Below are 19691 nucleotides of genomic sequence, written 5' to 3' on the forward strand. Positions count from 1 at the left end.
GTATACCGCGTCAGGCGCCACGCTTTCCGGGCCAGGCCGTGAGTGCGAGGTCGATCAGCTGCTTCAGCCGCGCATTGCAGGCGCCATCGCAGGCCTGTGCGGACATGCCCTGGATAATCGCGCCATAGAAGCGCGCGAGGGTATCGGTGTCGGTCTGCGCCGGTAATTCGCCGTTCTCGACGGCCCGGTCGAAACGGGACTTGAGAGCCTTCATCGAGGCTTCCCGCAGGGCCGCCGTCATCTTGGCGACGGATGCGTTTTCTTCCGCATGCTGCAGAACGGCCGTCGAGACCATGCAGCCGCGCGGCTTGCCGGGCTGCGTGTCTCCATCAGCGATATCGTAGAGGTACAGCTTGAGCGCGTCGTAGGCTGGAAGAGGGGATGCCAGGATCTCCATCCGGCGGCCGCTTTCACGGGCGATGCCGAAGTCGAGCGCCTGACGATACAGTTCCTGCTTCGAGCCGAACATGGAATAGAGCGTCGGCGGATTGATCCCCATGGCCTTGGTCAGGTCGGCGGTCGAGGTTCCTTCATAGCCGCGTTCCCAGAACAGGCGAACGGCGATGTCGAGGCCCACGTCGCGTTCGAGCGCGCGCGGTCTGCCCCGTTTGCGAGCCGGATTCGACATAAAATAGTGATCCCTATTAAATTGTTGACATCATCATTTGCGGCCTTATTGTATCGGTCACTATTTAATTTAGCAACGGAGTGATCCATGACCAAGAGACTTGAAAACAAGATAGCCCTCGTCACCGGAAGTTCGCGCGGCATCGGGCGGGCGGTTGCCCTTGCCTTGGCGAAGGAAGGCGCGGCGCTGATCGGCGTGCACTACACCGCCAATGCCGATGCGGCCAATGCCACGCTTCGCGACATTGAGGCGCTCGGCGTGAAGGCGGTTGGCGTCAAGGCTGATTTGCGAGAGGGCAAGGCGACGGCCGACAGCCTTTGGGCGCAGTTCGCCGAAGCCGCCCGTGCCGAGACGGGTTCAGCCGTTCTCGACATTCTGGTGAACAATGCCGGCATCGCGCCCGCCCTGCCATTGAAGCAGACGGACGAAGCCGTGTTCGACGCGGTCATGACCATCAATTACAAGGCGCCTTTCTTCCTGATCCAGGCGGTGGCTGACCATATTCGCGACAATGGCCGCATCATCAATGTGTCGACCGGGTTCACCCGGATCGCGGCGCCGACGCATCCGGCCTATGCGGCCTCCAAGGGGGCGCTGGAGACATTGACGCTGGCGCTGGCGCCGGAATTTGCAACGCGCGGGATTACGGTCAATGCCGTGCTGCCGGGCGTGACCGAGACGGATATGAATGCCGAGTGGCTGGCATCGCCGGATGCGCGCGCCGGCGCGGAGGCCCTCTCGGTCTTCTCACGTGTCGGAAAGCCGGAGGACGTCGCCGACGTCATCGCCTTCCTGGCATCGAACGAAGCGCGCTGGACGACGGGTCAGATGATTGATGCGACAGGCGGCGCGCGGATCTGAATAACCCCCGCTACGCGGCCATGAGAGGTCCGCTCATGGCCGTGGCGAGCGCGCCGCACTCAAGATGCGCTCGCCGCAGCGGCGTTATCGCAAAGCTGTCAGATCAGCTCAGTCCTTCCTCCTCAAGCGCCCGGATGACCGAGGGCATCGCCTTCATGCGGGTGAGGCAGTTCTGCAGATTTGCGGGCAGGTCAACGCCACTCCGTGGCGCGACCATCAGGACCCAGAAGAGATAGCAGTCGGCAATCGTCATCTCGGAACTGATCAGAAATGCCTTGTCGCCCATCTGATCGGCGAGAAGCGCGAAGGCCTTCCCGATCTTCTCCCGGGCGCGCTGCTTTTCCGGTTCGGGGAAATCCCTGAAGAACGGGGCGTAGGCGCCGTGGATTTCGCTGGACATGAAGGCGAGCGCCTCGAATGTCCGCCACCTGAGCATGCGGCCTTCGGGCAGAAGCTTGCCGCTTTCCTCGGCGATATAGGCCAGGATGACCTGGTTCTCCGTCAGGACCGTGCCGTCGTCCATCTCGATGGTTGGAATGTAGCCCTTCGGGTTGATTGCTAGAAAATCGCGACCGTCCCCGGCCCTTTTCTCGCGATCGATGCTGACGAGTTGATAGGCAAGCCCGGTCTCGATGAGCGCGATGTGATCGGCCAGGCTGCAGGCGCCGGGATAATAAAACAGCTTCATATGTGGTCTCCTTGTCTGAACCCGGCCAGAGTCAATTTCCGGAACCAGGTCTCAATTGTTGACCACAGCCATTTATGGGACTTAAAAAGTACCGTCAAAAGCATAAATTCCGGAGCAGGTCAGATGGATATGACCGTGAACACCGCCGGCGCCGATTGCCGCGCCGTCAGCGATATTCTCAGCCGCATCGGCGACAAGTGGACGATCCAGGTGGTCGTCGCGCTTCGCTCAGGGCCACGCCGCTTCAACGAAATCAAGCGGCGCGTCGGCGGCATTTCGCAGCAGATGTTGACCAGGACGCTCAAGACGCTGGAACGGGACGGCATGATCGAACGCAGCGTGCGCCACACCACGCCGCCACAGGTCGCATACGCCCTGACGCCGCTCGGACATTCCCTGTCCGACACGGCAAAGCATCTCGCCGATTGGGCGGCGGCCCACCGTGGCGCGATTGCGGACAATCGCGTCCGTTACGACAACCGTAAGCCTTGATGCATTCACCGGGGCAATAGAGCCGATGCTGATGCCGTGGCCGGAAAATGCGCGCCTCTCGGCGAGATCGACTGAGCCCTTCAGGTTAAAACAGAACCGCTTTCCTTTTTATCCGAAGCGCCCCGGCCGGTAGCACATCACACGGCGATCAGATCGAGAGCATCCCCGGCGGTTTGGTCCAGGGCGTTCAGCGGTATGATTTTCGGCGTTGATGCCTTCTCCTTCAGTGTCGCCAGATCGAACTTTACATAGCCGAGACTGTTATAGGTTCGGACGAAGACGGCGCCGCGGGCGAGGTCGATCAGGGTGATCCACGAGGTATATTCGGTAATGAATTCGGGCGGGGTGCCGGCGGACTGGCCCGTCAGGTCGCCTGCCGATTTGGTCAGGGCGCTGGCCTTGGCGCTTGAATAGACCGAGGCGCCCTTGGGGCGGTCGAACTTGTTCATCACGTGGCCGAGCTGCCTTATCGTCGCTTCCTGCCCGTCGGTCTTTTCGGAGAAATTGGCGTAATAGACCGCGCGCACGAAGCGATCGACGGCGGTGTCGGAGGAGGGCAGCGTAACCGTGGCGATGCCCGAATCCGGCTGGATGAAGTCCTGGCCGAGAAAGGTCGCGTTGGAATGGTCGACATTGCTGAGATGGGTATAGTTGTTGAGGTTGGTCAGATGCCAGTCGAAGCGCGGGCTGTTGGTCATCACCCCGGTCGGATTGTCGAACACATGGCGCTCGCCGTCGAAGAACTCGATCACGATCGACGCGCCGGTCTTGTCGTGAACGGTGTAGTGGAACGGCGGAACGACGCCGCCAAGGGCGGCCAGCGGATCCACGAGGACGGGCTGCTCCTCCAGTGCGGTCTTGACCTCGGCGACCGTGGAAAACCGCGCCAGCATCCATGCGCCGAGATCGATGGCGGAAAGCACCGGCACCTCGGCGGCAAACGTGTCGTCCGGTCCATGGGTCTCGGAAAAGGCGAGCAGGCTGAAGTTGAGCCCGGCGTCGTTCAGGCCCTCGACGACCTTGAGGTCGTCCGCGCTGCCATTGGGCACGACGATGCCGAACACGTCATATTTGCAGTCGTAATTCAGCGGCGCGTGGTTGCCGGCCTTCGATGAAAGCTTCGTGCCCTTCGGCAGGAACGCGACGAGATAGGGCAGTTCCACGGGCAGTTCGAGCGTGCGCCCGGCATAGACGGAGCCCGAAAGGTCTTTGAGAAGAAGCGATGTGCACATGGTATCCTCTTTGAAGCTTTGCTGGCCTGGTGGGTCGTTTGCGGTTACCGAAGGCGGGTCAGATTACCGTGACGGCGTGTTTTCGTGCACTGTCCGATCGAACAGTCGGCATGGCCCTTGTCCGTCATCCGATCTCCCCCTTGTCCTGTCGGTTTCAGCATATCAGACGCCATTGTTCAATGCGCCGCGTGGCGCGCCTCGACCATGCTCAGCGCGGCGGCGACGAAAAAGCAGAAGGCCCCGAACCAGAGATTGGCGTTGGAGGCATCGAGCGCCCATTGTGGGTCTGTGCCGCGGGGCACATAGGCGACCGTCGAGGCGATCATGAAGGCGATGCAGCCCAGAAGATTGATCGCGACGATCCACCAGGCGATCTCGCGCCGTGGGCGGATGTCGTGCGCATGGCTGGTCTCGATATAGGCGAGATAGGCCGAGACCAGGAACAGCACTGAGCCGATCATGCCCGGCAGCCAGATCACCGTATTCTGCATCAGCCAGCCGGACGGGGCCTTGATGGCGTCGAAGGTGTTGAAGTTGAAGGCGACGGTGCCCACGAACTGGGTCGCGGCGCTGATCCAGCCGACGCTTTTCGGGTCCCATCCGAACAGGTTGGGCCGCTTCGCGCCGCTGGTGTAGGTGTCGTCGGCATTGGCCGCCTGGAAAAGCTGAAGATAGGCGGCGGTTGTAAACGGGATCGAGCCGGCGAAGAAGGTGACATTGGCCGTCCAGTCCGGCAGGCCTTTGGTCAGCGAGGGAGATAGCGCCAGCACGCTGCCGAGCATGAACAGGAACGAGCCGATGCAGAAGATCAGCCCCATGATCCAGTTGTAGCGCGCTGTGTGCCAGGGCGCCGCCCGGGTGTGTTCCAGCGCCCGCCGTTCCCGGAACAGGCCCTTGCGGTGGTCGCGGGCAAGCCACAGCAGCGGTCTTCCGGCCCTGTGATACCGGCGGAGCGTCACGAACGGCCAGGGGCCGCGCGCCTCTTCATGGGGCTCTTTGGCGGGGTTCCGGGCTTTCTGGTTCATCATCGCGTCCGCACCATCAGCTTATCAGCACGATCACGATGCCGAACAGGGTCAGGATCGTGCTCGATGTCGCGTAGGGGACCGAAAAGCCGAGAGACGGCACCTGGCTTTCCGCCTTGTCGGTGATCATGCCAAGCGGAGCGGCGGCCGTGCGCGCGCCGGCGCAGCAGCCGAGCAGGATCGCATCATCGAAGCGGAAGATGTATTTGCCGATATAGATCGACAGCAGCATCGGCAGCGCGGCCGCGAAAATGCTCCACAGCACGAAGACGAAGCCGAGTTCCTTCAATCCCGCGATCACGCTCGGCCCTGCCGACAGGCCAACGACGGCGATGAACATGTTGAGCCCGATCGAGTTCATGAACCAGGTCGTTGCCTGCGGCACCCTGCCGAAGGCGGGACGGATCGAGCGCAGCCAGCCGAACATCAGGCCGACCAGCAGCACGCCGCCGGCGGTCGACAGCGTCAGCGGAACCGAGCCGACCCGAAGCGTCAGCGAACCGATCAGCGCGCCGACGATGATGGCGGCCGCGATGAAGGCGATGTCGGCGCGGTTGGTCTCGCGATCGAGATAGCCGAACGTCTTCGCCACCGCCGAAATATCCGCCGAGCGCCCGACCACGGTGACGACATCGCCGCGATAGAGCCTGGTATCGGGCAGGATCGGTATATCGACCGACATGGCGCCGCGCCGGATGCCGGTGAGGAATATCCCGCGCGTCTCGGGCATGTGGGCGAGTTCGGCGAGCGACTTGCGGTGAATGTTCTTCGCCGTCACCAGAATGTCCGTGCCCTCGACCTGGACGCCGAGAAGCTCGGCGTCGTCGACCTCGGCCAGCACCCGGCCGATCTCGCCGAGGAGCACGTGGCGTTCGCCGGCGAAGGCAAGGACATCGCCCGGCTTGATAACCGTGTCGGCCGTGGCCTCGGTGATCGCGCCGTCCCGGCGCAGGCGGGCAATGAACAGGCGGTGCCCCTTGAAGAAATGCTCGGCCGCAAAGACCGTCAACCCGTCGAGCGGCGCGCCCTCATCGACGCGGTAGGCGCGCGCGACATATTGATGCCAGGCCGTACCCCGGCCGCTGCGGTCGCCGGCGCCGCCCACCCGCCGGATATAGTCCCGGCAGGCGGCGGCAATGTCGACCCGCATCAGCTTGGGGCCGAGGATGCCGAGCATCACCACCGAGCCGAATGTGCCGATCACATAGCTGATGGAGAAGGCGGCGGGGAGGATCTGGTTGGCGCTGGTCTTGGCGGCGGCGGAGATCGCCGATTGCCCGATCGCGGTCTGGGAAAGGCCGAGAGCGGATGATGTCGTTGTCGAGCCGGCGTAGAGCCCGGCGGCGATACCGACGTCATAGCCGGCAAGACGGACGGCGAGATAGACCGCGCCGAGGCTCATGAGGCAGACGAGCGCGGCGAAGGCCGCCTGTTGCAGGCCGCCGGAAAAGAGGCCGCGCACGAATTGCGGCCCGGCGCTGTAGCCGACGGCGAACAGGTAGAACACGAAGAACACCGTCTTCACGTCGTTCGAGACGGTGATGCCGATCTGGCCGATCACCAATGCTGCTAGCAGCGTCGCCGTGACATCGCCAAGCGAAATCCCCGCGATCTTGACCCGTCCGAGAGTGTAGCCCGCGAACAGGGCAAGGAAGAGGGGGATTTCCACGTTTTCACGCAGCGTGGTTGCCAGCCAGTCGAGCATGTTATGCATTCACTCCGTTTTCAAGGCACCAGCGTCAACAGGACGAAGACGACGAAGATGACGAGGTGAACCGCGCCCTGCAGCACCGTCGTCCGTCCCGTGCCGAGCGTGAGCGTGCTCACGAACAGGGTCAGAAGCAGCATCACCATCTGTTCCGGCTCGAGGCCGAGGGTGAGCTGCTGGCCGATGAAGATCGACACCAGCGCGACGATCGGGATCGACATGCCGATGCTGGCGAGCGCCGAACCCAGCACCAGGTTGATGCTTTGCTGGATCCGGTTTCGCGCCGCCGCCTGCACCGAGGAGATGCCTTCCGGCAACAGCACGAGCGCCGCGATCACGACGCCGACGAGCGCATGCGGCAGGCCGGCTGCGGTGATGGCGAGATCAAGCGGATGCGACAGCGCCTCGGCGAGCAGAATCACCACCAGCAGCGACACCGGCAGCATGACGGCACTGATCGCGGTCATTCGTGCGGACGGCTTTTCGGGGTGCTCGGGGAAGAAGTCTTCGCCGGCTGGCGGCGCCTCATCGGCGTCGTCGACGAAATAGTTGCGGTGGCGCACGGTCTGGACGAACAGGAACACGCCATAAAGCGTCAGGCAGCACAGGCTGATGACCAGAAGCTGCGCCCAGGAATATTGCCTGTCCGCGCCGGAAATCGCGAAATTGGGGAGCACGAAGGCGAGCGTCGAGAGCGTGCCGAGCACGGCGAGCGCCGCCGAGGCGGCGGGCAGCTTGAAGCTCTGCTCGTGATAGATCCGGCCGCCGCGCACGAGGCAGAGGCCGATGATACCGTTCAGCACGATCATCACCGCGGCGAACACCGTGTCGCGGGCGACTTCCTCCCCGCCCTCGATGCCGGACAGCATGATCGAGATGATCAACGCGACCTCGATCAGCGTCACGCAACAGGCGAGGATGATCGAGCCCATCGGCTCGCCGAGCCTGGCGCCCAGCACCTCGGCATGCAGCACCGAGGCGAATACCGAGCCGCCGAGAAGCAGGATCGCGGGCAACACGAACACCATGGCGGTGTCGTGCAGCACGCCCGTGATCTCAAGCGCGGCCCATGCGAAGGCGGCGATAGGCAGCAACAGGCTCCACCGGGGGATCGAATTGCGGGCGTGCATGCGTTTCTCTCTTCTCGGCTGTCTGTTCCGGTCACGTTGCCGGAACTGGCGTTCTGTTATCGTGGCGTTCCGGCGGGAATCGCGCTGGTCGATGTGCCGAGCACGAAGGCGAGGTTGGCCGCGGCCGTGAAGGCCGCCTCGCGCGCATCGCCCTCGGCGAGCCGGGCGTCGAGAAGGCCGTTTTGCGCCGTGGCGAGCGCGGAAACCGTGCCGACGCCGTTCTGGTAGGATTCGAGCGCCGAATCATAGGTCTTGTAGGCCGCCTGCCGCAGCTTGACGGCGGAATCATTGGCCTGGATCGCGGTTGTCAGCGCGTTGGAGGCGACCACGATTTCGCGGGCGGCGGCATCCTTCAGCTGGTCGAAATTGCGCTCCGCGGCCTCGACCCGGCTTTGGGCCTGCTTCAGGTTGGCGTCGCGCATGCCGGCGTCGTAAAGCGGGATGGTGGCGCCGAACATGATGTTGCCGTTGAGGCCACTGTTTTCCACCGCGGGCAGGCCGGCGGCATCGAGTTGGGTCTCATAGGTGGAGAGCGTGCCGAAGACGCCGATCTTCGGCAAGAAGTCCGCCTTTGCCTTCTTGACGCCCTGACGGCTCGCCTCCAGCGCAGCATAGCCGGCGAAGATATCGGGACGGTTGGCCAGCGCGATCTCGATCATCGTCTCGGTCGGCATGCTGGATGCGCGCGGAAGCCTGCGATCCTTGGTGTCCTCGATCTTCAGCTTGGTCATCGGCGAGACGCCAACCGCGCCGAGCAGCGCCTGATAGGTATCCTGTTCGCTGCCGCGCGCCTGGACCACGCGCAGTTCCTCCTGCGCCACGATCTGCTCGGCCTGGGCGAGATCGACCGAGGTGGCGAGCCCGCGCTCGCGCCGCGCCCTGATCGCGTCGTAAACCGTGCGGCTGTTGGCAAGCGCCTGGCCGGCGGCGCGGCTGTGGGCGCGGGCGGCGTTGTAATCGTGAAAGGCGCTGGTGACCTCGAAGATCAGGCGCTGGTGCGTGGCATTGAACTGGTAGTTGGCGGCCAGCGACAATTGCTTCGCCCCTTCCACCACCGCGCTGCGGCCACCGAAATCGAAGGCCAGCCACTGCAGCGCCATGAACGGCACGACGCCGTTGATATTGGAGTTGAAATAGGCATTGCCGCCGATCGGGATCGGCAGTTCGGCGGCATTCTCGTTGCTGCCGCCGATGACATTGGCGGTGATCACCGGCAGATAGGTCGCCTCAGCCATGCCGACGGCGAGCGCTGCCTGCCGGGCCTGTTCCCAGGCGACGCGGGTCTCGGGATTGCTGCGCTGGGCGAGGTCGATCAGTTGCGGCAGGCTGTAGAGCCGGCTTTCGTCCACCGCCGGCGCTGTGAGCGCCAGTGCGCCGCTTGTCTCGGCCTGCCGGCGCATCTCGCCGGCGGAGTCGCCGTCACCGGGCTGCCATTGCGCGTCGGGTGATTGCGGGGCGAGCGCGAGCGTATCAGCGACGCAGCCGGAAAGCGCCAGCATCATGGCGAGAAACGCGCCGCGGCCGAGGGCAGGCATCAGATGTCGTCTCATCGGCTCTCTCCCGTTCCCGCCTCTTCCATCCCGGTCGTTTCATCCGTTGCGGCGGTCTCCCCCGCATCGATGCGTCGCTCCGCAACAGCCAGCCGCGACCATGTCTCATCATCGACCACGGGCCTGAAATAAAGCGCCAGCGACAGGTCCTCCAACATGGCGGCGTCGCTACGATAGGTTTCGCGCTCGGTTTTCCCCGGACGCATATGTCGCGGTTCATAGGAGGCCATGTCAACCGCTTCCCTGATAACGCCGAGGTCGGTCTGGATCGATGCGACGAGCCCGGTGGAGGCCTGGCGAACCGGCTGGTCAGCGTTTGCGAGCGATTTCAGCTTGGCGATTGCCGCCGCCGTGCGCCGCTTCACCTCGTCCTTGACGCTGACCGGCCAGATATTGGTGAAGATCACATAGACCACGGCATTGCCGAGCAGGATACCGATGATGCGGTCGCTGGCGGCACTCAGGCTGGTGCCGGGCCCGAAGCCCTGGATCACCGTCAGCAGGAAGGCGAGCGCGATCTGCACGCCGCCATAGGAGATGCGCTCATTGCCTGTGGAAACCCAGGCGGCAAGCGACACGACGGCGAAGATCAGGAAGGCCAGTCCGCCGACCGAATCGAGTTGCGGAATGACGAAAAGGATGGCGAGCAGCCCGAAAAATGCTCCGATCAGGCAGCCGGTGATGCGCAGCACCAGTTTGTGGACGGTGTCGCCGGTGGTGCCGAGCGCCGCGACATAGCAGGTGATCATCGCGGTGTGGATGCCCTGCCAGTCGATCGCGGTATAGATGAAGAAGCAGGTGACGGCGGCAAGCGTCGTTTTCAGCGCGAAATGCAGGTGGCGCGGATGAGAAAAAATGTCGGGCGCGACCGGCGGATCATCAACCGGGGCGCCCTTTTCAAGCGGTGCGACCCGGCTGATATCGGCGAGTGCGCCGGCGACCGGTTTAAACTCCACCGGCAGGTCGGCAACGGGTTCAGATTCGGGGAGGTCCTTCCTGGACAGCACCGCCGCGGCAAGCGCGCGGCAGTGCGCCGCAAGCCGTTGCCGCGCTGGATCAGCCTCTTCCGCGGGGCCTTCCTCCGGCAGGGCCGAGACGGCCAGCATCAGGCGGTAGCTGTGGGACTGCGTCCGCTCCAGAAACGCATAGGCCGGGCCGCGCAGGATGGAGAGCAGCTTGATCAGCAGAAGTCGCTTTTCCTGTTCGGCGGTTCCCTCTCCGATGAGGTCCATCAGCTTTTCCCGGGCGTCCTCCCTTCCTTCGAGAACATCGGCGGATTTCTCCAGCCGCTCGGCGATGGCTTCCCGCAACAGCTTTTGCGGCGGGATGCCGAACAGGAGGTTGTAGACCGCCATCACCGCCATCGGCACGAACACCATCGCCCAGGCGTAGAGCACGGCGCGGGTCGCGATCTCGCCGATCGGCACATTGCCGAGGAGCGTCAGCACGAAAGCGATGACGAGGGCCACGATACCGGCCTGCTCGCCGGCCTTGGTAGCGGAATCGAGATAGAGGAAGATGAACGAGGCGATCACGATCGCCGCGATCTGCGCCGGTGGAAAATCGATGGTGAGGTTGATGATGCCGATCAGCAGGAACACCACGAGGCTGACCGCGATGATAATGCCGATGCCGGTGACGACGTTCTCGGCGGCGTTGGCGCGCATCAGGAAGATCACCAGATAGCAGCCGATGGCCGCTTCCGGAAAATGGTACATCATCGACAGCACGGTCGAGATCGCGCAGATCGCGCCGATCGACAGGGACAGCCTGAGCCGCCCCGGAAACGGCATCAGGTCCTCGATCAGGCGGTGGGACCGCCGCCTGAAGTCGCTGCGCTCAGCAGTGCTCGCCATGGCGAACCACTGTCGAGGCGGATGCGCCGATGCGCATCAGGTTTTCCGGCGGATCGATAAGCTTGATGCGCACCGGAAAGCGCTGCGCGATCCGGACCCAGTCGAGCTCCTTCGGCACGTAGGGAAGGGCGCTCGGAATGTCTATCTCGCCGCCGGAGACCACGCCCCAGCCGATGCCCTGCACCACGCCCTTGATCTCGACGGATCGGTCGGCCATCACATAGACCGAGGCGCAGGTGCCCGCCGGCAGTTTTTCCAGTTCGGCCTCCCGGTAGAGGGCGGAGGCGTACCAATCGCCGGTGTTGACCAGCGTGAACAGCGGCGCGCCGGAGGCCACGAACTGGCCGCTCGATGTCGTCAGCCCGACCACGCGGCCATCATGGGGCGCGTAAATCTTCGTGTTGGCGAGATTGCGCCGGGCGATATCGAGCGCCGCCTGCCGGCTCTGGATCAGGGCCAGCGTCTCCTCGGGGGAGGAAACCAGCGCGTCGGCGGCCTTGCTCTGCTGCAGGGCCTGTTCGAGCGAGACTTCGGCATCGCGCTTGGCCGTGCGCGCGTCCTGAACTTCCTGATCGGTGACGTAGCCCTTGGGCTGGAGCGGCAGCAGGCGGTCGAGCGTTTCCTGCGCCAGTTCAAGATTGACGCGGGCGCGTTCGATCTGCTGCAGGGCGATCTCGGCGTTCGCCGCCTCGGCGTCGATATTGCGTTTCTGGGTCTCGTGCATCGCCTCGGCGGCCTTCAGGTCGCCTTCGGCCTGGACCACGAGGAGGCGGTAGGATTCGTCCTCGATCTCGAACAGCAATTGTCCCTTCTCGACCTTGTCGTTCTCCGCGACATGGATCTCCGAGATCCGGCCGGGAACGGTGGAGGAAATCTGGGTGATCGGGGCCGTCAGCGTGGCGTCCTGCGACAGGATATCGGCGCCCATCCGGGCCATGTGTTTCCAGCCGAGAAAGGCGGTTGCGCCGATGACGACGACGGGGATGAGGGCGAGGGCGGCGGTCTTTGGGCTCAGCATGGCTCTACCGTCCGAACAGGATGAGGGAGGCGGCAAGCCCGATGGCGATTGCCAGGAACAGGTAGACGATCACCCGCACGGGCATCACGTCATCGAGCCCGATCTTGATGAATACGAGCCGGACGATAACAGCGCCGAAAATGCCGATCAGCGAACAGGCGATCCAGGACGGGAAATAGGCGCCGAAGAATGGAATCACGGGACTGCTGCTCGCGAATGCGCGAAAAGGCGTGAAAATTCCCGCCATGAGGAGAAGCATTGAACCCGTTATACGCACGCAAGCACCCAGTCTTGTTATTTTTCCGCCCCGAGGGTTGTGGCGCAGGAATGACTATCCTGCATAGCAGGAAAGCCTGTCAACCGTCAGGGCTGACAGTCTGGGGCTAGAACCGGAAGCTCAGTCCGACCGTCGGGCCTTGCAGGACGGTGTCGAAGACATGCCCGTCATCATCGTAGTCGATGGACATGTATCTGTAGCCGAAGGAAAGCGCGGTCGCTTTCGTGATCCGGTAGTTGACCGTGGCCATCGCCTGCCATGTCAGGTCCGAGCCCACCGAGAAGCCGCCGACATCGGCCTGGCCGACGAGGCTGACGCGGTCGCCGGCATCATAGGCCATCCGGAACCCGAGGGCGGGATCGACCCAGCCGAATTCGCTTTTCGCGCTGTAGCCGCGCGGGACCGAGGGGATAGAGGCCGTGACCTCCGTGGTGAGATGCGCGAAGCGGATGCCGCCAAGCGCATCGAGGCGGAAGGCATCGGTTTCGGCAAGCCGCACACCGCCAAACAACGCGCCGGAAAAGAGCTTGCTGTCGACGCTGACGTCGATACCGGGCACGGTGATGCCGTAAGCCGGGATCGCCACCGGGCCGGAGGCCTCGTTCGCGGTGGTGTCGACATACATCAGGTCGGCGTAGAAGCCGAACGCACCGTTGGTCCCCCAGGCATTGGCGAAACCGGCGATATTCAGTTCCTCGAGGATATCCGAGAAGCTGCTGTCGATATGGACGGTGGGCGCCCGCCGGAAGGGCGATACATCGCCAGACATCCCGGTCATCCAGACATAGGGCGTGATCTCGAATTGCCAGCCCTCGGCCGGCGTCTCCATCACGGCTGTCGGCTGCGACGCGGGCGGTGCGGCCGACAGGTCGGCTGCCTCCGCGGTCAGGGCCATCGGGCATGCCAAAGCCGACAAGGCAAATAAAACGGACTTCAAATGTGCCCCCAATTGTCTAGCCATGCAGGCTGTTCTTGAAAATGCGGCCGTCCTTCATGATTACCGCGAAATTGTCCGGATTTGCAACCAGAGCGATATTTTCAAGCGGATTGCCATCGACCAGCAGCATGTCCGCGAAAGCGCCCTTTTCGATCACGCCGAGACGACCGTCATAGGGGTTGCGCTCGCCCGACAGCGCCAGCAGTTCGCCGCTGCGGCTGGTCGCGAGCTTCAGCACCTCTGCCGGCGAGAACCATTCCGACAGTCTTGCGAGCTGGGCCCCTTGCGTTTCGGTTTTGGCCGGGTTGAACAGGATATCGGTGCCCCACACCATGCGCTCGAAATTGAACTTCTGCGCCCATTCGAAACAGCGTCTCGTGCCCTCGGCAATCATCTGCTGCTCGCCGCGTTGCTTGTCGGTGCTCATCGGGTTGGCGAACTCGCCGCCGAGGAAGGGCTGGATGCTCCACCAGATGCCCTTGTCGAGCATCATCCGCACCGTCTCCTCATCGGCAAGCTGGCCATGCTCGATGCACTGGACGCCGTTGTCGATCGAACGGCGAATGCCCTTTGCGGTGTAGACATGGGTGCAGACATAGGTGCCCCAGTCGGTTGCCGCCTGCACCGCGGCGCGGATTTCATCCGGCGTGAATTGCAGGCTCGGCACGGGGTCGTAGAGCGAGGACACGCCGCCGCCGGTCATGATCTTGATCTGGCTGGCGCCGAGCAGCAACTGCTCGCGCACGCGGTTCAGGACCTGCGGCACGCCGTTGGCGATCGATGAAATGCCGGCCTCCTCGGCATGGCTGAGATTGCTCTGGTCGGAGGCAGGGATCTCGTATTCCATGCGGAAATCGCCATGGCCGGAGGTCTGGGAGATCATCGCGCCGGAGGGGTAGATGCGCGGGCCGACCGCCTTTCCGCCGTCGATCGCGCGCTTCAGGGCGAAGGACGGGCCGCCGACATCGCGCACCGTGGTGAAGCCGCGCATCAGAGTCTTTTCCGATTCGTTGGCGGCTACCAGATGAACATAGGGAACCTGCGCGGCCATGGCGGTCTGCATCGGAATGGCGCAGAGCAGCGAATGCCAGTGGGAATCGATCAGGCCCGGAATCAAGACCCGGTTGCCGCAATCGATGACGTCGACATTGGCGATATCCTCGCTGACCGGGACCAGCGCCTCGATGCGATTGCCGCGCACGAGCACGTTGCGGCCTTCGATGAGCGCATTGGAAAGGCCATCAAACACCCGGACATTCGAAAACAGGATCGCCCGTTCGCCGTCCTGCGCGAAGGCCGGGACCGAGGCGAACGCGCTGGCCGCAGCCGCCCCGATGATGGCCTTGAGCACCGAGCGCCGGTTGACGCCCTGCATCAGCCGCTCATTCAGCCGGATCACCTCCGGCGTGTGGCAAGGGCAGCCTGCATGGTGGACAAGGTGCTGGTATTTGGAGCCGGCGCGCATTTTTTCCTCCCGAGGCTGTGACGATCTTGGGGACGATTGTTTGGGAAGATCGCCGCGATTGCAAGGCGGCGATCCCGAAACGGCACACGCCGAAGGCGCGTTCAGGGCGAAGGCGTCGCTGCGGCCTGCGCCGGTTCGAAGAAACGTCCGCCGGCCTGGCGGAAGCCGCTGCTCACCATGTCGTCAGTGTCTTCCAACTCTTTGTATAGCGACGCCATGGCGGTGTAGCGGCTGTGGCGCAGGGCATCGGTCGAGGAAATCGAGGAGATGTCAAGAAGCAGGATATTCATCTCCTTGGCGGCTTCCACGACTTCCGGATCGGTGATGTCGAATTGGCCGGCGCGCTGGCGGTTGCCCTGCAAAAGGCGCGATACGCGCAAGGCGTAATCGTCGCTCGAAACCATCACCATCATCGGCGGATCGAGCGGTCCGATGGCTTCGACCTGGGTGGCGAACACATCCTCGTCGATATCGGGCGCCGCCAGGATGACGTTGAGTTTTCTGAGCGCCTTGACGTCGCCCTCGAGGCTGAGTTGGCGAAGCGCCTCCATGGTCAGCCAGCCGCCCATGCTGTGGCCGAACAGGAGAACCGAGCGCACGCCCGGCTGGCCGGTGACCTGCTGCAGCACGTCCGTCAGGCCGTCGCGGGAGAAGGTCGCGGATTCCTTGTCGGTCACGTAGTCGAAGATGCGGGCCTGAGAGGGCCAGGAGAACAGGATCGGCACGCCGGATATGTTGGAATCGGCCGAAAGCTGCGCGATCCGGAACACCGCCTCCTGGAAGCTGACATTGAAGCCGTGGACGAACATCGCCGCCTTGCCGCTTTCGCGGGCGGCCCTGCCGATCCGGCTGTCGAATGCGGCCCGGGAAAGCGCCGTATGGCGGAGCACGGTGAAATCCTCATCCGGGCGGGCCTTGCGGGAAAGCGGCCATTCGATCTCGCCGGGAACATGGTCCGGCGGGATCGAAATCACGAATTCGGCATAGCTTAATTCGTCTTCGCGCTCTCGCGTGTACCCTTCGATGCGGTTTTCGGCCGGCTCTCGCGTGGTCGCGACATAGATCGTCACGGTCCGTGCGGGCGCGGCGGCATCGGGATGCGGATAGAGGACTTCGGTTCCGGGCCGCTTTCCGCAGCCGGCGACCGCGAACAGCAGCAGGCAAAGCGAGATCGCGCGCAGGGCGCCGGCCAGCATGCGGCGCGGATCTGCAAATTCCTGCTGTGACACAATGTCGTTTCCGCCGTAACGCGCGATCCGCATTGTCGCTGCTCCCGGTAAGTCGTGATTTGACGTCCTGCGGAAAGTCACCGCCGCATCCTTGCGTTTTTACTACGGACGAACCCGCCGAAAATCAATGGCGTGTGCTTACGGCGCGGCCAGACCAAGCATGGAGGCGGTGATCGTGAAGTAGAGCAGCAGGCCGGTGAGGTCGACAATGGTGGTCAGCGCCGGGCCGGAGACGACGGCCGGATCCTGCCGGACGGCGACGGCCACCAGCGGCAGCACCGCTCCGATCAGCGTTGCGGAGATGACCTGGGCGGCGAGCGCGATCGCGATTGCGAAGCCGATCCCCTCGAGCGTCATCGTGGCGGGCACATCGGCGGCGTTGGAGATCAGCAGCACCTTCAGGAAGGCGAACAGGAACAAGGTGCCGGCCATCAACAGTGAGACGCGTGTCTCCCGCCATAATATCCAGAGCGTCTCGCGTGTCTTGACGTCGCCGGTCGTGAGCGCGCGCGTCACAAGGCTCGCGGACTGGGTGCCGACATTGCCGCCGGTATCGGCGACCATCGGCATATAGAGGGCGAGGATCACCAGCGCGTCGAGCGCATCCTCATAGATGTGGACCACATAGCCGGCGGCAAGGCCCGCAACGGCAAGCGCCAGCACCCAGGGAACCCGGCGGCGGAAGTCGGACCAGACGGTATGATCGAAATAATCATCCTTCACCCCGCCCGCGATGCCGACCCAGCGATCGGCGTCCTCATGCAGTTCCTCGACCAGAAAGGCGTTGGCCTTTTCGGCGTGAACCACGCCGGCCACGCGGCCATCCCGTTCCAGCACGGGCATGATGTCGATCCCGCGGTCGATCATGTCATAGGCCGTCCGTTCGGCCCCGGCTTCACCGCGCCTGACGGTCGGAACCTTGGTCGTCATGACCTGCTCGATGGGACCGCTTCCGTTGAGGCAGTCCCTGAGGCTGACAATGCCGAGCAGGCGGCCATCGCCATCGACCACGCAGGCGCTGGTGTGAAAGGCGCCGCTTCGGCTGGCAAAGCGATCCGTCGCCTCCGGGCAGGTGAGATCGGGGGCAAGCAGCAGCGGCGCGGCATCCCAGATCGCGTCCACCGGATGTTCCGGCGCGAGCATGGAACTGGCAATATCGGTCATTTCGTCGTCCCCCATTTCCTTCGTCACAGGCCTTGCGGCGCTTTTTGCCGGTCATCGGCGCCGCAGCAATAGCGCTCCAGCATTAAAGTTTTTCGAAAGCCGCGAGCGCGGCAAACGACGAGCGTCAGACAGTATCAGCTTACCGTCACTCCTTGACCCGAAGTCAACCGCTGGGTACTTCTTTTGCTGGTTCCAGATTAGGGGAGAGACCTGTGGCTGACAAATCCGTCGAAGACGACCTGTTCGATCCGAATGACGAAACCTACGGTTCTGCAGATTTCCTGACCGTTTTGCCAAAAAGGGAATTCCCGCAAAAAGTCCGCGCGCCGCGTTCGGCCTATGCCGCGGTCAAGGACGAGTTGATGATGGACGGCAATGCCCGTCAGAACCTCGCCACCTTCTGCCAGACCTGGGAAGAGCCCGAAGTCCACCAGTTGATGGACGACTGCATCGACAAGAACATGGTCGACAAGGACGAATATCCGCAGACCGCCGAGATCGAGGCGCGCTGCGTGAGCATGCTCGCCGATCTGTGGAACGCGCCCAAGGGGCCTGCGACCGGGGCCTCGACGACCGGTTCGTCCGAAGCCGCGATGCTGGGCGGCCTCGCCATGAAGCGGCGCTGGGAAGCGCGGCGCAAGGCCGAGGGCAAGCCCACCGACAAGCCCAACCTGATCACCGGACCGGTGCAGATCTGCTGGCACAAGTTCACGCGCTACTGGGATATCGAGCACCGCGAAATCCCGATGGAAAACGGGCGGCTGCTGATGACGCCCGAAGAGGTTCTGAAGCTCTGCGACGAGAACACGATCGGCGTGGTGCCGACGCTTGGCGTCACATTTACCGGCGAATACGAGCCGGTGAAGGCCGTCGCGGAGGCGCTTGATGATCTTGAAGCACGCACCGGGCTGGATATCCCGATCCATGTGGATGGCGCCAGCGGGGGCTTTCTCGCGCCGTTCTGCGCCCCTGAGCTCGAATGGGATTTCCGGATTCCGCGAGTGAAATCCATCAACGCCTCCGGCCACAAGTTCGGTCTGGCGCCGCTTGGCGTGGGCTGGGTCGTGTGGCGCGAGGAACAGGACCTGCCCGAGGAGATGATCTTCTGGGTCAACTATCTCGGCGGCAATATGCGCGACATCACGCTGAACTTTTCGCGGCCCGGCGGTCAGGTCGTCTGCCAGTACTATAATTTCCTCCGCCTCGGTCGTGACGGTTACCGCAAGGTGCACGAGGCCTGCTATCGCAGCGCCGCCTATCTGGCCGACGAGCTGGAAAAGACAGGGCTCGTCGATATCGTGTTCGACGGCGACATGAAGCGCGGCATTCCGGCGGTGTCATGGAAGCTCAAGGAGGGGGTGAAGACCGAATACACGCTGTTCGACCTTGCCGACAGGCTGCGTTCGCGCGGCTGGCAGGTGCCGGCCTACACGCTTCCGGCCAATTGCCAGGATCAGGCGGTGCAGCGCATTCTGGTGCGCAACGGCGTCAGCATCGATCTCTGCTCGCTGCTGATCCGGGACATCAAGGCGTCGGTGGACTATTTCAAATCCCATCCGATCACCAGGTCGATCTCCGAGGAGGAGGCCTCCGGCTTCCATCATTGAGCCGGCAAGGCGACCGTCGCGCCCTTGAAGCGCGACGGCGCCGGTCCCGTCAGTCGCTGTGACCCATCGCGGCATAGAAGGCCGCCGCCTGGGCCCGCGAGGTGACGTCGAGCTTGGCGAGAATCTCGCTCACATGGTAGGCGATGGCGCGTTCGGTGCGCCCGACAATGCTGGAAATTTCGTTGTTGGTCTTGCCTTTGGCCATCCAGCTCAGGATTTCCACCTGAAGGTCCGACAGCAATTCGAAACGGCGGAGATCATATTCGGTGAACTGGCCTTCCTTGAAGGCGGCCAGGCGCGCCACTGCCACGCTCGACAGGATCGTGACCTCCGGTATCACGTCAGGCGATTGCGGCGTCGGGTCGATGGACAGAAGCGTAATCGCACTGGCCTTTCCGTTGAGCGCTGGCAGCGACAGCGTCAAGCCGCCCATGATGCCCTGGAAACGGATATATTCGCAGTAGTCCTGATTGTTGGACGTATCCCAGGTCGTCAGGTGCCAGAGGAGAGGCGTCCTGTTTTGATGCAGATGCTCCATCAGCGGATCGCGTTGATGCCATTTGTCGTCGACATAGGTATCCAGTTGTTTTGTCGTCCAGGTTGTAAGGGTCGGCTTTTCCATGAACTCCGAGGTGGAGGATTTGTTGACGCTGATGTTGTAGCTGACGAAGCCCAGCCTGTTCAGGCTCTGTGTGAAGGCATTCTTGACCTCCGGAAGGCTTTCGGCAAAGGCGATTCTGGTGACGTCTCTGGATAGCGATTTCAGCATGTTGTCCCCCGAAAACTCTATAGATTAGATCATCCTAATGTTTAAAATTGATCAC

General features: G+C 63.2%; 18 protein-coding genes. 3 read left to right on the forward strand and 15 right to left on the reverse strand.

Going from position 1 to position 19691, the window contains the following annotated elements:
- Positions 1-10: 10 nt before the first annotated feature.
- Positions 11-628 carry a TetR/AcrR family transcriptional regulator gene (locus tag K7H91_RS09105; RefSeq protein ID WP_230719911.1) on the reverse strand — a complete coding sequence of 206 codons (618 nt, stop codon included), beginning with the start codon at positions 626-628 and terminating at the stop codon, positions 11-13.
- 87 nt (positions 629-715) lie between these two features.
- Here K7H91_RS09105 and K7H91_RS09110 point away from each other — a divergent pair, with 87 nt between their 5' ends.
- Positions 716-1489: an SDR family oxidoreductase gene (locus K7H91_RS09110; protein ID WP_230719912.1), complete on the forward strand. Its 774-nt coding sequence runs from the start codon at positions 716-718 to the stop codon at positions 1487-1489.
- Positions 1490-1592: 103 nt separating this feature from the next.
- Here the strand turns inward: K7H91_RS09110 and K7H91_RS09115 are convergent, their stop codons facing one another.
- Entirely contained in the window at positions 1593-2177 is a 585-nt protein-coding gene (locus tag K7H91_RS09115; RefSeq protein ID WP_230719913.1) for a glutathione S-transferase N-terminal domain-containing protein, read from the reverse strand.
- A gap of 123 nt (positions 2178-2300) precedes the next feature.
- On the opposite strand from K7H91_RS09115, the gene K7H91_RS09120 reads away from it, so the two are divergent.
- On the forward strand, positions 2301-2669 hold the full coding sequence (locus K7H91_RS09120; protein ID WP_230719914.1) for a winged helix-turn-helix transcriptional regulator: 369 nt from the start codon (positions 2301-2303) through the stop codon (positions 2667-2669).
- A gap of 137 nt (positions 2670-2806) precedes the next feature.
- Here K7H91_RS09120 and K7H91_RS09125 read toward each other — a convergent pair whose 3' ends face one another.
- The 12 genes from K7H91_RS09125 to K7H91_RS09180 form a co-directional block, all read right to left on the reverse strand.
- Positions 2807-3901 (reverse strand): linear amide C-N hydrolase, encoded by a 1095-nt coding sequence (locus tag K7H91_RS09125; protein WP_230719915.1) that lies wholly within the window; start codon positions 3899-3901, stop codon positions 2807-2809.
- Positions 3902-4077: 176 nt separating this feature from the next.
- Positions 4078-4926, reverse strand: a complete 849-nt coding sequence (locus K7H91_RS09130; RefSeq protein WP_230719916.1) for a YrhK family protein — start codon at positions 4924-4926, stop codon at positions 4078-4080.
- Between the two features lie 16 nt (positions 4927-4942).
- The gene (gene aspT, locus K7H91_RS09135) at positions 4943-6631 is read right to left on the reverse strand and encodes an aspartate-alanine antiporter (protein WP_419197469.1); all 1689 of its coding nucleotides are present in this window, start codon (positions 6629-6631) and stop codon (positions 4943-4945) included.
- Between the two features lie 20 nt (positions 6632-6651).
- Positions 6652-7764, reverse strand: a complete 1113-nt coding sequence (locus K7H91_RS09140) for a calcium:proton antiporter (protein WP_230719918.1) — start codon at positions 7762-7764, stop codon at positions 6652-6654.
- 56 nt (positions 7765-7820) lie between these two features.
- Entirely contained in the window at positions 7821-9314 is a 1494-nt protein-coding gene (locus K7H91_RS09145; protein ID WP_230719919.1) for a TolC family protein, read from the reverse strand.
- Entirely contained in the window at positions 9311-11170 is a 1860-nt protein-coding gene (locus K7H91_RS09150) for an FUSC family protein (protein WP_230719920.1), read from the reverse strand. The genes K7H91_RS09145 and K7H91_RS09150 overlap by 4 nt, the downstream gene beginning before the upstream one ends.
- A complete protein-coding gene (mdtN, locus tag K7H91_RS09155) occupies positions 11154-12188 on the reverse strand; it encodes a multidrug transporter subunit MdtN (RefSeq protein ID WP_230719921.1) in 1035 nt (344 codons plus the stop codon). Before mdtN ends, K7H91_RS09150 begins: the two co-directional genes overlap by 17 nt.
- A 4-nt stretch (positions 12189-12192) precedes the next feature.
- Positions 12193-12387: a YtcA family lipoprotein gene (locus K7H91_RS09160; RefSeq protein WP_026173124.1), complete on the reverse strand. Its 195-nt coding sequence runs from the start codon at positions 12385-12387 to the stop codon at positions 12193-12195.
- A gap of 184 nt (positions 12388-12571) precedes the next feature.
- Positions 12572-13360 (reverse strand): YfaZ family protein, encoded by a 789-nt coding sequence (locus K7H91_RS09165; RefSeq protein ID WP_230719922.1) that lies wholly within the window; start codon positions 13358-13360, stop codon positions 12572-12574.
- A 58-nt stretch (positions 13361-13418) separates the two neighbouring features.
- Positions 13419-14867, reverse strand: a complete 1449-nt coding sequence (locus K7H91_RS09170) for a metal-dependent hydrolase family protein (protein ID WP_230719923.1) — start codon at positions 14865-14867, stop codon at positions 13419-13421.
- 101 nt (positions 14868-14968) lie between these two features.
- Positions 14969-16129, reverse strand: a complete 1161-nt coding sequence (locus K7H91_RS09175) for an alpha/beta hydrolase (protein ID WP_230719924.1) — start codon at positions 16127-16129, stop codon at positions 14969-14971.
- Positions 16130-16234: 105 nt separating this feature from the next.
- On the reverse strand, positions 16235-17260 hold the full coding sequence (locus K7H91_RS09180) for a magnesium transporter (protein WP_230719925.1): 1026 nt from the start codon (positions 17258-17260) through the stop codon (positions 16235-16237).
- A 212-nt stretch (positions 17261-17472) separates the two neighbouring features.
- On the opposite strand from K7H91_RS09180, the gene K7H91_RS09185 reads away from it, so the two are divergent.
- Complete coding sequence (locus K7H91_RS09185) at positions 17473-18867, forward strand: glutamate decarboxylase (protein ID WP_330165998.1); 1395 nt, start codon at positions 17473-17475, stop codon at positions 18865-18867.
- A 49-nt stretch (positions 18868-18916) separates the two neighbouring features.
- On the opposite strand, the gene K7H91_RS09190 is transcribed toward K7H91_RS09185, so the two are convergent.
- A complete protein-coding gene (locus K7H91_RS09190; RefSeq protein WP_230719926.1) occupies positions 18917-19636 on the reverse strand; it encodes a helix-turn-helix transcriptional regulator in 720 nt (239 codons plus the stop codon).
- Positions 19637-19691 lie beyond the last annotated feature (55 nt).

It is taken from the genome of Martelella mediterranea, from assembly GCF_021021415.1.
Classification (GTDB): domain Bacteria; phylum Pseudomonadota; class Alphaproteobacteria; order Rhizobiales; family Rhizobiaceae; genus Martelella; species Martelella mediterranea_C.